Origin of the sequence: Rhizobium sp. NPDC092011 (assembly GCF_044756305.1) — a bacterium.
Classification (GTDB): Bacteria; Pseudomonadota; Alphaproteobacteria; order Rhizobiales; family Rhizobiaceae; genus Rhizobium.
This window is the reverse complement of sequence record NZ_JBIVSO010000006.1, coordinates 174,075-186,676: the sequence shown is the minus strand read 5'-3', so window position 1 is coordinate 186,676 and position 12,602 is coordinate 174,075. Positions and strand designations below refer to the sequence as shown.

The 12,602-nt window shown below is 60.3% G+C and carries 16 protein-coding genes and 1 tRNA gene; 10 read left to right on the top strand and 7 right to left on the bottom strand.

Features of this window, described 5'->3' with window-relative positions:
• Window positions 1–123 precede the first annotated feature (123 nt).
• A complete protein-coding gene (gene ppk2 / locus ACIQJ2_RS23715; protein ID WP_400673114.1) occupies window positions 124–1,005 on the top strand; it encodes a polyphosphate kinase 2 in 882 nt (293 codons plus the stop codon).
• Between the two features lie 70 nt (window positions 1,006–1,075).
• Here the strand turns inward: ppk2 and ACIQJ2_RS23710 are convergent, their stop codons facing one another.
• Together ACIQJ2_RS23710 and ACIQJ2_RS23705 are read right to left on the bottom strand one after the other, a co-directional pair.
• Window positions 1,076–2,326 (bottom strand): hypothetical protein, encoded by a 1,251-nt coding sequence (locus ACIQJ2_RS23710; protein WP_400673117.1) that lies wholly within the window; start codon window positions 2,324–2,326, stop codon window positions 1,076–1,078.
• A gap of 74 nt (window positions 2,327–2,400) precedes the next feature.
• Window positions 2,401–2,592: a hypothetical protein gene (locus ACIQJ2_RS23705; protein WP_400673120.1), complete on the bottom strand. Its 192-nt coding sequence runs from the start codon at window positions 2,590–2,592 to the stop codon at window positions 2,401–2,403.
• 49 nt (window positions 2,593–2,641) lie between these two features.
• Between ACIQJ2_RS23705 and ACIQJ2_RS23700 the strand changes: the two genes are divergently transcribed.
• Both ACIQJ2_RS23700 and ACIQJ2_RS23695 read left to right on the top strand, forming a co-directional pair.
• Window positions 2,642–3,601, top strand: coding sequence for an NAD(P)H-dependent flavin oxidoreductase (locus tag ACIQJ2_RS23700; RefSeq protein WP_400673123.1), 960 nt, complete (start codon window positions 2,642–2,644; stop codon window positions 3,599–3,601).
• Window positions 3,602–3,737: 136 nt separating this feature from the next.
• Window positions 3,738–3,813 (top strand) — tRNA-Thr (locus ACIQJ2_RS23695).
• A gap of 136 nt (window positions 3,814–3,949) precedes the next feature.
• Here ACIQJ2_RS23695 and ACIQJ2_RS23690 read toward each other — a convergent pair.
• The gene (locus tag ACIQJ2_RS23690) at window positions 3,950–4,285 is read right to left on the bottom strand and encodes a TM2 domain-containing protein (protein WP_400673126.1); all 336 of its coding nucleotides are present in this window, start codon (window positions 4,283–4,285) and stop codon (window positions 3,950–3,952) included.
• A 212-nt stretch (window positions 4,286–4,497) separates the two neighbouring features.
• Here ACIQJ2_RS23690 and ACIQJ2_RS23685 point away from each other — a divergent pair, with 212 nt between their 5' ends.
• Window positions 4,498–4,797 carry a putative quinol monooxygenase gene (locus ACIQJ2_RS23685; protein ID WP_400673129.1) on the top strand — a complete coding sequence of 100 codons (300 nt, stop codon included), beginning with the start codon at window positions 4,498–4,500 and terminating at the stop codon, window positions 4,795–4,797.
• Between the two features lie 76 nt (window positions 4,798–4,873).
• Here ACIQJ2_RS23685 and ACIQJ2_RS23680 read toward each other — a convergent pair whose 3' ends face one another.
• Window positions 4,874–5,248 carry a hypothetical protein gene (locus tag ACIQJ2_RS23680; protein WP_400673132.1) on the bottom strand — a complete coding sequence of 125 codons (375 nt, stop codon included), beginning with the start codon at window positions 5,246–5,248 and terminating at the stop codon, window positions 4,874–4,876.
• Between the two features lie 105 nt (window positions 5,249–5,353).
• On the opposite strand from ACIQJ2_RS23680, the gene ACIQJ2_RS23675 reads away from it, so the two are divergent.
• A complete protein-coding gene (locus ACIQJ2_RS23675; protein ID WP_400746611.1) occupies window positions 5,354–5,506 on the top strand; it encodes a hypothetical protein in 153 nt (50 codons plus the stop codon).
• Here ACIQJ2_RS23675 and ACIQJ2_RS23670 read toward each other — a convergent pair.
• Both ACIQJ2_RS23670 and ACIQJ2_RS23665 read right to left on the bottom strand, forming a co-directional pair.
• Window positions 5,503–5,712, bottom strand: a complete 210-nt coding sequence (locus ACIQJ2_RS23670; RefSeq protein ID WP_199148899.1) for a hypothetical protein — start codon at window positions 5,710–5,712, stop codon at window positions 5,503–5,505. The two genes, ACIQJ2_RS23675 and ACIQJ2_RS23670, sit on opposite strands and share 4 nt — an antisense overlap.
• A 164-nt stretch (window positions 5,713–5,876) precedes the next feature.
• Window positions 5,877–7,103 carry a LysR family transcriptional regulator gene (locus ACIQJ2_RS23665; RefSeq protein ID WP_400673135.1) on the bottom strand — a complete coding sequence of 409 codons (1,227 nt, stop codon included), beginning with the start codon at window positions 7,101–7,103 and terminating at the stop codon, window positions 5,877–5,879.
• A gap of 444 nt (window positions 7,104–7,547) precedes the next feature.
• On the opposite strand from ACIQJ2_RS23665, the gene ACIQJ2_RS23660 reads away from it, so the two are divergent.
• The 4 genes from ACIQJ2_RS23660 to ACIQJ2_RS23645 all read left to right on the top strand — a co-directional run bounded on the left by ACIQJ2_RS23660 (window position 7,548) and on the right by ACIQJ2_RS23645 (window position 11,532).
• The gene (locus tag ACIQJ2_RS23660; RefSeq protein WP_400673138.1) at window positions 7,548–8,456 is read left to right on the top strand and encodes an ABC transporter substrate-binding protein; all 909 of its coding nucleotides are present in this window, start codon (window positions 7,548–7,550) and stop codon (window positions 8,454–8,456) included.
• A gap of 219 nt (window positions 8,457–8,675) precedes the next feature.
• A complete protein-coding gene (locus tag ACIQJ2_RS23655) occupies window positions 8,676–9,842 on the top strand; it encodes an ABC transporter permease (RefSeq protein ID WP_400673141.1) in 1,167 nt (388 codons plus the stop codon).
• On the top strand, window positions 9,839–10,786 hold the full coding sequence (locus ACIQJ2_RS23650) for an ABC transporter ATP-binding protein (RefSeq protein WP_400673144.1): 948 nt from the start codon (window positions 9,839–9,841) through the stop codon (window positions 10,784–10,786). The genes ACIQJ2_RS23655 and ACIQJ2_RS23650 overlap by 4 nt, the downstream gene beginning before the upstream one ends.
• A complete protein-coding gene (locus ACIQJ2_RS23645; protein ID WP_199095815.1) occupies window positions 10,783–11,532 on the top strand; it encodes an ABC transporter permease in 750 nt (249 codons plus the stop codon). Before ACIQJ2_RS23650 ends, ACIQJ2_RS23645 begins: the two co-directional genes overlap by 4 nt.
• Window positions 11,533–11,603: 71 nt before the next feature.
• Here the strand turns inward: ACIQJ2_RS23645 and ACIQJ2_RS23640 are convergent, their stop codons facing one another.
• The gene (locus ACIQJ2_RS23640; protein ID WP_400673148.1) at window positions 11,604–11,987 is read right to left on the bottom strand and encodes a YciI family protein; all 384 of its coding nucleotides are present in this window, start codon (window positions 11,985–11,987) and stop codon (window positions 11,604–11,606) included.
• 178 nt (window positions 11,988–12,165) lie between these two features.
• Here ACIQJ2_RS23640 and ACIQJ2_RS23635 point away from each other — a divergent pair, with 178 nt between their 5' ends.
• On the top strand, window positions 12,166–12,561 hold the full coding sequence (locus tag ACIQJ2_RS23635) for a VOC family protein (RefSeq protein WP_400673150.1): 396 nt from the start codon (window positions 12,166–12,168) through the stop codon (window positions 12,559–12,561).
• Window positions 12,562–12,602: the final 41 nt, after the last annotated feature.

Sequence of the window (12,602 nt, the reverse complement as noted above, 5' to 3'; positions counted from 1 at the left end):
CAAAAGGAGGAAAAAGCAAAGGGGTTGAAACCATTGGATAAAAGCGCCAACTTGCCGAAAGAGCATTTGCCGCGTTTCTGCGACAAGACTAGCAAAGCATCAACGACCGAGGAGCCGGGACACATGGGAGAGGAAGTCAAAAGCCGCGCTGTAGAGCTGGATATCCGCGGGACCAAGCGGCTATTCGACGTCGACGATCCCGTGCTGCCGAGCTGGATCGACGACGAGGCGCTGACCTCAGGCAACTATCCCTACAAGAAGAAGCTCAAGGAAGAAGAGTATCTGGACGAGCTGAAGAAGCTGCAGATCGAGCTCATCAAGGTGCAGTTCTGGCTGCAGGCGTCAGGCAAGCGGGTGATGGCACTGTTTGAAGGGCGCGACGCCGCCGGTAAGGGCGGCTCGATCGCGGCGACATCGGCTCATATGAACCCTCGCCTGGCCCGTGTCGTGGCGCTGACCAAGCCGACCGACCGCGAAGCCGGGCAATGGTACTTCCAGCGCTATGTCGCGCAATTCCCGACATCAGGCGAATTCGTGCTGTTTGACCGTTCGTGGTACAACCGCGCCGGCGTCGAGCCCATCATGGGCTTCTGCACGCAGAAACAATACGAGCAGTTCCTGAAGCAGGCGCCGCAGATGGAAAAGCTGATCGTCCAGGACGGCATCCACTTCTTCAAATTCTATCTCGACATCGGCCGGGAAATGCAGCTGAAGCGCTTCCATGACCGATGCCACGATCCCCGCGCCGTGTGGAAGCTTTCCTCGATGGATATCGCGGCCCTTCCCAGATGGAAGGACTATAGCGAAAAGCGGGACCGCATGCTGAAGGATACGCATACGGACTATGCGCCATGGACCGTCGTACGCGCCAACGACAAGCGGCGCGCGCGGCTGAACCTTATCCGCCACATCCTGCTGACGCTCGACTACGACGGCAAGGACGAGAAGGCCATCGGCGAAATCGACGACAAGATCCTGAGCATGGGGCCGGCCGGCTTCAAATAAGCACAGCGAACACACGCGGCTGTTCTCCGGCCGCACTTGCACAGGAAAGCGACGTTACGCAACCCGGACTTTATTGTCCGGGCAAGACGCGGATAGCGTAGATGTTGATGCCCCGCGCCTTGCCATCGATATCGCTGTTGATGATCAGTCGGCCGGAAGCCGTCGGCGCCATCGCACCATCGAAGCGAAGCTGGAACAACGCATCCGTTTTCTGGCGGCTGGCGGTGAAGCGATGACGGCCGCAACGACCGAGCGTGCCGAAATCGCATTCCACCGTAATCTGCGTCGGCGCGTCCGATGTCGATTGCAGGGTCAACGCGACCGTCGAAGGCTTGCCGGCGACCTGCTGCAACACGCTGGCGGGTATTTCCACCGAGGCACTGCCATCCGGGCCGCTGCTGAGGGAGGTAATTCGCACCGCCGGCCCCTCATTCTCCGAGACATTTTCGGCCTTCGCCTGTGCCCCCGCCTTCACTTTCGATGCTTCCGTCGGCTTCAGAACTTCGATCCATTCCTCAGAGAAGCGGTTTTGCGGATCGATGGTCGCCAACCCCGGATTGACCGGACCGCTATTGTCATCCTCATCGGCATTGTCGTCCTCGCTATTGTTGCCACTGAAGTCCTGCGAGTCGACATGAGCCGGCGGATTGCGGACGCTGGTATCCCTCTGTGCTGCCGACATGAAGACGCCTGACGTCTTGATCCACCAGGCGCCGACACCGAGAAAGGCGAGCAGGATGCAGAACACCAGCAGACGAGAGAAGAATTTGCGCGGTTTGCGGCGAACGGCCGCCCGTTCCGGCTTGAAGTTCATCGTTCGGGCGGAGGCCGGCGCGTTGGCAGACGGCCTGATATCGCTGTCGGCCCCAAGATGATCGGCAGGCCCGGCCCGCATATCGCCAAAATCCGCCTGCGGTCCTGCAGGCTCGACCGACACTGCTTCCGCAGGGCCGGCGTCGCGGGCGAAAGGTGGATCGTTATCGCGGGTTTCGCCGCGCACGCTCATGACCGGCTCGGATCGCTGCGCCGGCTGTCCGGTCACCGGACGCGGGGCAGCGGGAGACACATGCGAAGTACCGAGCTCGGAAGACGGCGGCGCCGCTTGTGCCGGGCGGCCACGCTCCTCGACCTCGATCTCCCGTATCGTCGCTTCAAGCCGCTGACGCTGGGCCGCGACGACGTTGACGTCGGTAATGTCCTGTTTGCGGAGACCGGCTTCCAATGCCTGTCGTGCCGACTGATAGATGCGAGCCCGGATTTCCGGATTGGCGCGATCGGACCTGTCCAACGCGCTTCTGATAGCCGTTTCTAATCCGCTCACATCAGGTCCTTTACTCTCACTCGCAACATACGCGCATACTCAGCTGGCAAGGCGGCAATGGTCTTTAGCATTCGTTAACCGGATTCGGTAACGCCACGCTTGTCAATACGCAAGCCTTCGACAAGTGCGGCGAGCACTCGGGCGGGGATAAATGCCAAAGGCGACAGTTTTGCGATGACCAAGTGGCAATCCGAGAGGAGGTTGTCGCGCATGAATTGCAGCTGACGGCCATTCCGTACCTCGCCACTTCCCACCGGTTTGGACATCTGCTATTTCTTTGACGTTTTCGTAAACGTCAAAGAATGGATGATGTTCATGGCCCTTCCCCCGATCCTGACCGAACGTCTGCGGCTCCCGGTCGTGGCCTCGCCGCTCTTCATCATCTCGCATCCGGCGTTGACGCTCGCGCAATGCAAGGCAGGTGTCGTCGGCTCCTTCCCGGCGCTGAACGCTCGGCCGGAAAGCCAGCTCGACGAATGGCTGGCCATGATCACCGAGGATCTTGCGGCACACAATGCAGCAAATCCAGATCGTCCGGCAGCTCCCTTTGCGGTCAATCAGATCGTCCATACGTCAAACAAGCGGCTGGAGCACGATTTGATGCTCTGCGTGAAATACAAGGTGCCGATCGTTATCTCCTCGCTCGGCGCCGTGCCCGAAGTGAATGCGGCCGTGCACTCGTATGGCGGCATCGTTCTGCACGACATCATCAACAACCGCCACGCCAATTCGGCGATCCGCAAGGGTGCTGATGGGCTGATCGCCGTCGCAGCAGGCGCCGGTGGCCACGCCGGCCGCCTTTCGCCTTTCGCGCTCGTACAGGAAATCCGCGAATGGTTCGACGGACCGCTGCTACTTGCCGGCGCGATCGCAACCGGCGGCGCCGTGCTGGCCGCGCAGGCCGCAGGCGCTGACTTGGCCTATATCGGCTCACCCTTCATCGCGACCGAGGAGGCACGCGCTGTCGACGCCTACAAGCAGGCGATCGTCGCGGGAACCGCCGCCGACATCGTCTACTCCAACTACTTCACGGGCGTGCACGGCAATTATCTGAAACCCTCCATCCTTGCCGCCGGCCTGGACCCCGACAACCTGCCCGAAGCCGACCCTTCCAAGATGGACTTCGAAGCCGCCACCACAGGCGTGAAGGCCTGGAAAGATATCTGGGGCTCCGGCCAGGGTATCGGCGCGGTCAAGGCCATCCAGCCGGTCGCCAAGCTTGTCGACAGACTGGAGGCGGAATACCGGCAGGCGCGGGCGCGGCTTGCGCTTTGAACCAACCGGAAACGGGCTTGTTTTTCACAAGCCTTTCGCTTTTTTGCCAAATGGCGATTTGAGCGCTTGAAATCTGGTCGCATAGACTGTATCAGCGCCATGCAAATCGCGGGGCCAAACCGAAAGCCCCTGGAATGCCGCTTTAGCTCAGTCGGTAGAGCACATCATTCGTAATGATGGGGTCACGTGTTCGAGTCACGTAAGCGGCACCATTTCCTGAGAACCACGTTGCTTCCAATCTGAGTATCGCCGTTCGCTATCGCGATGATAGTCGCGCCCCTTTCTGCTCAAAGCTATCTCGGCGCCGTTTCCGTCGCCGAGATGATCCCGAATACCGGCAGCCGATTATTAACTGGTTCTAGTTTGCCCTTCCATCAACCGCATCAGCGACCGACGGACTTCGGATTTCTGCTCCTCGATCATCCCCGGGATCAAGAATGCGTCGACGATCCACCAGATGCCCAGCGCAATCAAAAAACCAAAGCCGATGACGATTGCCGCTGTCAGCCATCCAACGACCAGCAAGGCCAATTGCGCAAGACCCGAGCCTGTCCTGCCGAGATAAAAACGATGAGCCCCCAAAGTGCCCAGGAAAAACCAAAGCAGATAGGCTGCACCGACGGATTTCGCCTCGTTCATGACCCGCTGTTCGATCAGTATCTGCTCTTGTGTGGATAGCGCCATTTCCCCCTCCCAGATGAATAGTCAGCGCAAGTCCCCTCGCGCCTGACTAGATTGACGCAAAAACCTCGCGTTATGATGGAAGATCGCGCCGGGTAAAATCGAAGTCAAGCGTTCGGATATCGTCAATTTGTGATAATGATCGACACCTGCCAAGGATTCGGCAGCCGCAGCTATTTTCCATCCAAATGTCTAATGGTTCCAAGGATATCGTTATGATCCATGTTCTCGCCATCCTCACCGCGTTGCCCGGCAAGCGGGCCGAGGTGCTCGAAGCTTTTCAGGCCAACGTTCCGGCCGTTCATGCCGAAGACGGCTGCATTGAATATACCGCTGTCGTCGATGTCCCGAGCGCCGACCCGGCCTTCGGGCCGGATACGTTCGTCGTGGTCGAGAAATGGGCAAGCATGGACGCATTGAAGGCCCATGCCGCTTCGGCGCATATGGCCGCTTACGGCGAGAAGGTGAAGCATCTCATGGCCGAACGCGCCGTTCACGTGCTGAATCCGGCTTGAGTCTATCGCTGCAAAGCGACGTCCAATCTCTCAGGAAATGGCGCCGAAAGGCGCCGCTTCGCTTTCGGTTGGAGCGTCAGTTATGCGAGAAATGCGGCCGGCTGTAGTACCGCCAGTGTCCACCGCCTCCGTGCCATCCGCGATAGCCACCATGATAATATCCGCGCCCACCAGACCAACCATGGTGGCGATATCCACCAAACCCGCCAAACCAGCCGAATGAATAGAGGGGCTGGTAGTAGCCATAGTCGGGCTCGTAGTAGCCGTAATATGGGCGGTAGTAGTGGGGATAAGGACGGTAATAGTAGGGCCGATAATAGTGGTGATAATAGTAATGCCGATGGACGATCACGCGATGGTGGTGCCCGTGGTAGTGACGGCGCGCTTCGGCGTGGGTTGCAGGCAGTGCGAACATTCCTAGCGCAATCAGCGCTGTTGCCAGAATTTTCATTTCCAGCCTCCTTGGATGCCGGAGCCAGCGCTATTCGGATCATTTGCGTCGTCCGGACCAGAGAATAAACGCGATTGTGCCCCCGAAAGTTCCGCGAACCTCTGGATGGCAAGCCTTTTCTCGGTGGAGCGCGGCGGCTCGCAAACCCTATGGATCAACCGGCAGGCTGCGATAGAATTCCACTACTGGACATGGGGCGCGGCGCGCATACGCCGCGCCCTCAAGCTTCGGATAGCGAACGACGCAGGTAAAGGCTAAAGAAGGCGCCTTGAGGCACCGCTTTTCAGCCTATCCTTGTCGTCAGGCATGCGAAAAATGCGGCTGTTTGTGCCAGCGGTGGTGATGCGGCCCATGCCGCCAGCCGTGATGGCGATGCCAGCCATGATAGGGGCGATAATAATGGCGGTGATGGTGGTGACGCCTGAAGTCGGGGCGATGATGGTGCCAGCGGTGATGATGATCACGCGCCTCGGCATAAGTGGCAGGTAGAGCGAGAATACCTAGAGCGACGAGCGCCGTTGCAAGAATTTTCATATATCGGTCTCCTTGGGTGCCGAACGAGCCCCCCGGCTGCGTACGCCCGGACTAACCTAACTCCCCTAAACGCGGATCTACCGTGATGGTTCCGCTAAGTCGCGGGCGCCAGTCGTTTTTTTGGCGCACCCATATCCCCCACCAGTTCGCGAACCGCCTGCTGGATGAGGCGGCTCGCCTCTATCGACGCTTTGCGGCCGTTGTGCGCGAGATGATAGGACAAAGGCAGCAGCTGCTCGGGTTCGACGATCCGCACCCTGTCGGAAATCGGCAAGGCGCTCACGCGGCCGAGGAACGAGACATAGCCGTGATTGGCCACCAGATCGACGATGACGGGGAGGGAATCGGCCGAGGTGATATCCCGGCCGCGAAACCTGCGCCGATCGTGGCTGTCGTAGCCGAAAGCAGTCGCGGCGTTGCCTATGCCGGTGCGTGGGCTCGGCACGCAGAGCGGGTGGTTTTCCACCAGCGCAGCAAACGTCTGTTCCTTGCTGTCGGGCGGGGCGATCGCCACCATGTCCGTCGCCACCAGTTCCATATGCTCGAAGGCATCGAGGCCGAAGACGGAATCGACGATGGCGACATCGATACGGCCCGAGCGCAACGCCTCGCGCAGATCGTCGGCGGTCATCAGCATCAACGACAGCATGTTGCGGTTGCCGCCGATATTCCACCGTGACACCAGGCTCGCCAACGAGCGTGCGACCCAACTCTCGGCGCCGGTCGGAATGATCGAGCCGATGCGGACGGCGCGCGCCGTGCGCTGAAAGCGCTCGTCGGCCGCCGCCTTCATCTCGTCCCAGGCCTGGGCGATGCCGGCCAGAATAGCGTGAACCTCCTGCCCTGCCTCCGTCAGCACGGAACCCTGCGCCTGCCTCTCGAACAGCCGGAAGCCGAACAATTCCTCCAGATTGGCGATTTGCAACGAGAGCTGCGGCTGCCCTAGCCGCAAGCGGCGGGCGGCGCGATTGATGCTGCCCTGATCGGCGACTTCCAGAAAACGTTCGATGGTGGCGATCTTCAACGACAGGCGGGCGGCCCACTGATCATACTCCTGCGGCGCGGGCGGGTCCTTCATCAGTGTGGAAAGCTGGCGGATGCCGGCAAGCACAGGCTGCAATCCCTTCTGAACCTTGGAGCTTGCGAGCAGCGTGGCAAGCTCGCCGGAAGCACGCTCGACCAATTTCAGCGCCAGTTCGGTTTCCAGACGGCGAAGCGCGCTGGAGACGGTTGAAGCGGAAAAGGAGAGCCGGCGAGCAGTCTCCCTGACGGAGCCGATGGAGAACACCATATCGGCAATGAACAAGGCGCCGAGATACAAGCTTTTTTCCTTTCATGCGAAACGCAAGTCGCTCCCTCGTCGGGAAAGCACCAACGATATCCCGACGATATGATGTGTTCTCGAAAAAAGATATCCCTAAGCACAGGGGCGACGATTATCGTCTCTTCGTCGCCTAACTGATCCAGCCGCAAAAATGAGATCGGAACAGCGCCAAAACGGGTAAGGGGAACAAAAACAAACGCACTTGCCCCCGAAAAAAGAAATCCAATTTCGCGCGAATGTCGAGTACGCTCGTCATAATCGCGCGACTGCAACGGGAATCCGGAGCGCATCGACTTTTCCGCGATGAGCGCTACGTGCCTGAAGCAGCCACGAATTCGCCTGCAGGTCGCCGACCTGCTCGAAGCTTGCGCATCCGGATGGTCGCTTGAGGCGACGCGGGCATGCAAGACAAAGATTTAACGGGGTACAAAGGGAAACATCATGCTCAAGAAGCTTGCACTTGCCGCCACGCTGACGGCCCTCCTTGCCAGTGGCGCCAGCGCCGCCGACGTCGTCGTCTCCTCCAAGATCGACACCGAAGGCACTCTGCTCGGCAACATCATCCTCGCGGCTCTCAATGCCAACGGCATCAAGGCGCAGGATCGCATCGCACTCGGCACCACACCTGTTGTCCGCAAGGCGATCACTGCCGGCGAGATCGACATCTATGCCGAATATACCGGCAATGCCGGCTTCTTCTTCAACAAGGCCGACGATGCGGCCTGGAAGAACCTGCAGCAAGGCTACGACCTTGCCAAGAAGCTGGACTATGACGCCAACAAGATCGTCTGGCTGACACCTTCGCCGGCCAACAACACCTGGGCACTCGGCGTGCGCAGCGATGTCGCCGGCCCGGCCAAGCTGAAGACCATGTCCGACTTCGGCAAGTGGGTCGCCGGCGGTGGCTCAGTCAAGCTTGCGGCTTCCTCCGAATTCGTCAATTCGCCGGCCGCCCTGCCCGCTTTCGAGACCACCTACGCCTTCAAGCTGAAGCCGGAGCAGGAAGTCGTGCTTTCGGGCGGCGACACTGCAGCGACGATCAAGGCTGCTGCCGACCAGACCAACGGCGTCAACACCGCAATGGTCTACGGCACCGACGGCGCCATCGAAGCCGCCGAACTGACGGTGCTCGATGACGACAAGGGTGTGCAGCCGGTCTACGCACCGACGCCGATCATTCGCGAAGCCGTGCTGAAGGCCAATCCGAAGATCGAGGAAGTTCTCGCGCCGATCTTCAAGGGCCTGACCGCCGACGTGCTGCGCAAGCTGAACGGCCGCATCCAGGTCGATGGCGAGCCGGCCAAGGCCGTTGCCGAATCCTACCTCAAGGACAATGGCTTCCTGAAGTAAGGCTTTGCCGCTGCTCTTGCGGCTCCATTTTGCCAGAGCAATTCCAGGAAAAGTGCGCAGCGGTTTTCCTGGAATTGCTCGACAACAAGGATGGAACGTTTTCGCGTTTCGAAGAAAAGCGGAAAAGTTCTAGAGTGGAGCCGCGGGGCTTTCTTATGGGCATGATCTTGTCCGAACCCGCCTTGAATTTTGGGCTCATGCGCTGACGGAGCTTGCCTAATGGAAGACGCGCTAGCGGTCCGCAGAGTGGATCGTCTCGGAGTAGTGCTGGTGGCAGGCGGCTTGATGGCGGTAGCCTGGATGCCGTTCATCATCGTCAAGGCAAACCGCATTGCCGCCGGCAAGCCGCAGTTGCTGACGCAACTTTCGGCCCAGCCAGCGACACTCACGCTGCTTGTACTTCTTGCTGCCGCGGCTCTTGCCGCCCTTTTCCTCCAAAATCAGATCATCCGGCTTGGCGTCGCGACGCTTGCGATCGCCATGCTCATCGTTGCGCTCGGGCTGGTTTCGACGGCTGCGACGCCAACGGGAAGCACCGTGGCGCGCATTACGCCCGGTGGTTGCTTCTGGGTTCTGCTCGCCGTCGTCGGGCTGATGATCTCGGACGCGCTGGTGAAGCTGCGACTGACGCCTTGGCTGCGCGTGGCCGCATTGGCTGTCTATGCCGCTTTGCTTGCCATCGTGCTGCGTTGCGGCCTGCTCGACAATCTCTCGATCATGAAGGAATACGCCAACAACGCCGACAAGTTCTGGCATGAAGCGCTCGGCCATGTCTTCCTTTCACTTGGGTCCGTTGCCATCGCCATCGTGCTGGCGCTGCCGCTCGGCATCTTCTGCTACTGGCAGCCGCGCCTGCGCGCCGTCGTGCTGCGCGCGCTGAGCCTGGTGCAGACCATCCCGAGCCTGGCGCTCTTCGGCATCCTGATGCTGCCGCTCGGCTATATCGCCGCCAACGTGCCTTTCGCCGCCGCGATCGGCATAAAGGGTATCGGCGTGGCGCCGGCGCTGGTGGCGCTGGTCATCTATTCGCTGCTGCCGATCGTCGCCAATACCGTCGTCGGCCTTGCCGGCGTCGATCCCTCCGTGCGCGATTCCGCCGCCGGCATGGGCCTGACGCGCCGGCAGATCCTGACTGGAATCGACCTCCCGCTTGCCTTTCCGGTCATCCTCACAGGCATCCGCATCGTGCTGGTGCAGGCAATCGGCCTCGTAACGGTGGCGGGACTTATCGGCGGCGGCGGCTTCGGCATCTTCATCTTCCAGGGCATCGGCCAGACGGCCAACGACCTTGTGCTGCTCGGCGCCGTGCCGACGGTCTTTCTCGCCTTCTCATCGGCCGTCATCCTCGATGCGGTCATCGACAGCATCCGGGGACAACGCGCATGACCAACATGATCGAGATCGAGGGCGTCACCAAGCGCTATGGCAGCGCAACCGTGGTCGACAACGTCACGATGAGCATGGAAAAGGGCACGATCACCGTCATCGTCGGCACCTCCGGCTCCGGCAAGTCGACGTTGATGCGGATGATCAACCGGCTGGTGCCGATTACCGAAGGACGTATTTCCGTCGGCGGCGAAGATGTCATGACCGTGCCCGCGACGGAGCTTCGTCGCCGCATCGGTTATGCGATCCAGGGCCACGGTTTGTTTCCGCATCGCACGGTCGCGCAGAATATCGCCACCGTTCCCGAACTGCTCGGCTGGGAGAGCGCACGCATCCACCGCCGCGTGGAAGAACTGCTCAATCTCTTCCGTCTCGATCCCGGCACCTTTGCCGGCAAATATCCGAGCCAGCTTTCCGGCGGCCAGCAGCAGCGTGTCGGCGTCGCCCGCGCGCTTGCCGCCGAGCCGGAAGTACTGTTGATGGACGAACCCTTCGGCGCGCTCGACCCCGTCATCCGCGGCAAGGCACAGGACGATCTGCTCGCCATCCAGAAGCAGTTCGGCACGACAGTCATTCTCGTCACGCACGACATGGACGAAGCCTTCCATCTCGGCGACAGGATCGCCGTGATGAGCGGCGGCAAACTGCTGCAGTGCTCAGAGCCCGAAAAGATCCTGACCGAGCCGGCCGACCCCTTCGTCCAGCAGCTGACCGGTACATCCGACCGCGCGCTGAAGCTGATGTCGCTGCTGCCGCTCAAGGAAAGCATGCAGCCGCCGCGATCAGGCCTCGGCTATAGTCTGCCGCAGAGCCTCAATCTGCGCGATGCACTGGCCGAATTGATCTGGCAGGGCGCGGACGAAGCAACGGTCGAGGACGAACGCAAGATGCCGGTCGGTTCGATCTCGATCCAGCATCTGCTCGAACTGGGCCGCAAAGCATGAGATTTGTCGCCGCCAACCTCTTCCGCCTTTTTGCGCTGGCGCTGCTGCTTGTCATGCTGTTCCGCCCGGAATGGCTGACGCCGGTTCTGGCGCCGCTCACCAAATTCGGGGCGTCGCCGATCTATACGCAGAACAGCCTGCCGAGCCTGGCGCTCAGTCATCTCGAGCTGATTTTCGCCTCGATCGCCGCAAGCGGCATTCTGGCGGTGCTCGGCGGCATCTTCGTGACGCGGCCGATCGGCGCCGATTTTCTGCCGCTATCGCGGGCGATCGCCAATGCCGGACAAACTTTTCCTCCCGTTGCGGTGCTGGCGCTTGCCATCTCGACCACCGGCTTCGGCGCGGTTCCGACATTGATCGCGCTCTTCCTCTATGCGCTGCTGCCGATCTTCGAAAATACGGTTGCAGGATTGCAGCAGGTGCCGGCCTCCGTGCTCGATGCCGCCGACGGCATGGGCATGAATGGCTGGCAGCGCCTGTTTCGCGTCGAACTGCCGCTTGCGCTGCCGCTGATTATCGAAGGCCTGAAGATCGCCACTGTCATCAATATCGGCACCGCGACCATCGGTTCGACCGTTGCTGCCAAATCTTTGGGCGAAGTCATCATTGCCGGCCTGGTGAACGACAATACCGCCTTCATCCTGCAAGGCGGCCTGATCGTCGGCCTGATGGCTGTGCTGATCTATGATGGCATGGAGATGATCGAGCGGTCGGTGACGAGCAAGATCGGCCTTCAATCCCATTAGAGCCTTTCTACAAAAACTCTGGGATCGAAGGCATCGCTGCCTGTCACTGCCGACGGTTCATTAAAGCTCGGTCAGGTGCCTTCGCCCGACGGCAAGGACGCGCCAGGCACGTATAGCGCGATCGGCCTGATTTCATAGACCGCGGTCGGATTGGCGCGGCGCAATTCACGAGCGGCCTCGACTGCCCCCTCTATTGTCGGAAAATCGACCACGTAGAAGCCGAGCAGCTGTTCCTTTGTTTCGGCAAAGGGGCCGTCGATAACGACTCCCGCGCCCTTGCCGCGCAAAGTGACGGCGTTCTGGGTCGCGCCCAACCGCGCGGCCGGGCCGAGCGACTTCCGAGCGACCAGCCGGTCGTTGATCTCGAGCAGTTCGGTCATCAGCGCGGCATCCTCCTCCTCGCTCCATGCTTCAACAATCTCTTCCTGATGATAAGCCAGAATAGCGTAGTACATGGCGTCTCCCCATTGAGCCTATGCCTGAGCGGCGCGAAGTAAAGCAGACGAACGAGAATCCAGAAACCCCGGATCGACGGTGAAAGGCGCGCGAGGCGAATTTCCGCGCGCTTGCCTTCATCTGATACCGGTGGCATTGGCTTCTGATGAAAGATTGATGCGACCGATGGAGATCCCGATGGCCAAGATAATTCACTCGATGATCCGCGTGCTCGACGAAACACGCTCCGTCGATTTCTATAGCAAGGCCTTCGGGCTAGAGATTGCAGACCGCGTCGTCTTCGAAACCTTTACCCTGATCTATCTCAGCAATACCGAGACCGGCTTCGAGCTGGAGCTGACGGTCAACCAGGGCCGCACGGAGCCTTATGCGCTCGGCGACGCCTATGGCCACCTTGCGGTCTCAGTCGAAGAGCTGAAGGACGAACATGAGCGCATGACGAAGCTCGGGCTCAATCCCGGCAAGATCGTCGAACTCAATCGCGATGGGAAGCTCTTTGCGCTGCTCTTCTTCGTTACCGACCCCGACGGTTACAAGATCGAAGTCGTACAAAGACATGGTCGGTTTCAATAGATCCGACAAAGCATAGCCCCGCTCCGGCGGGGCTTACCGTG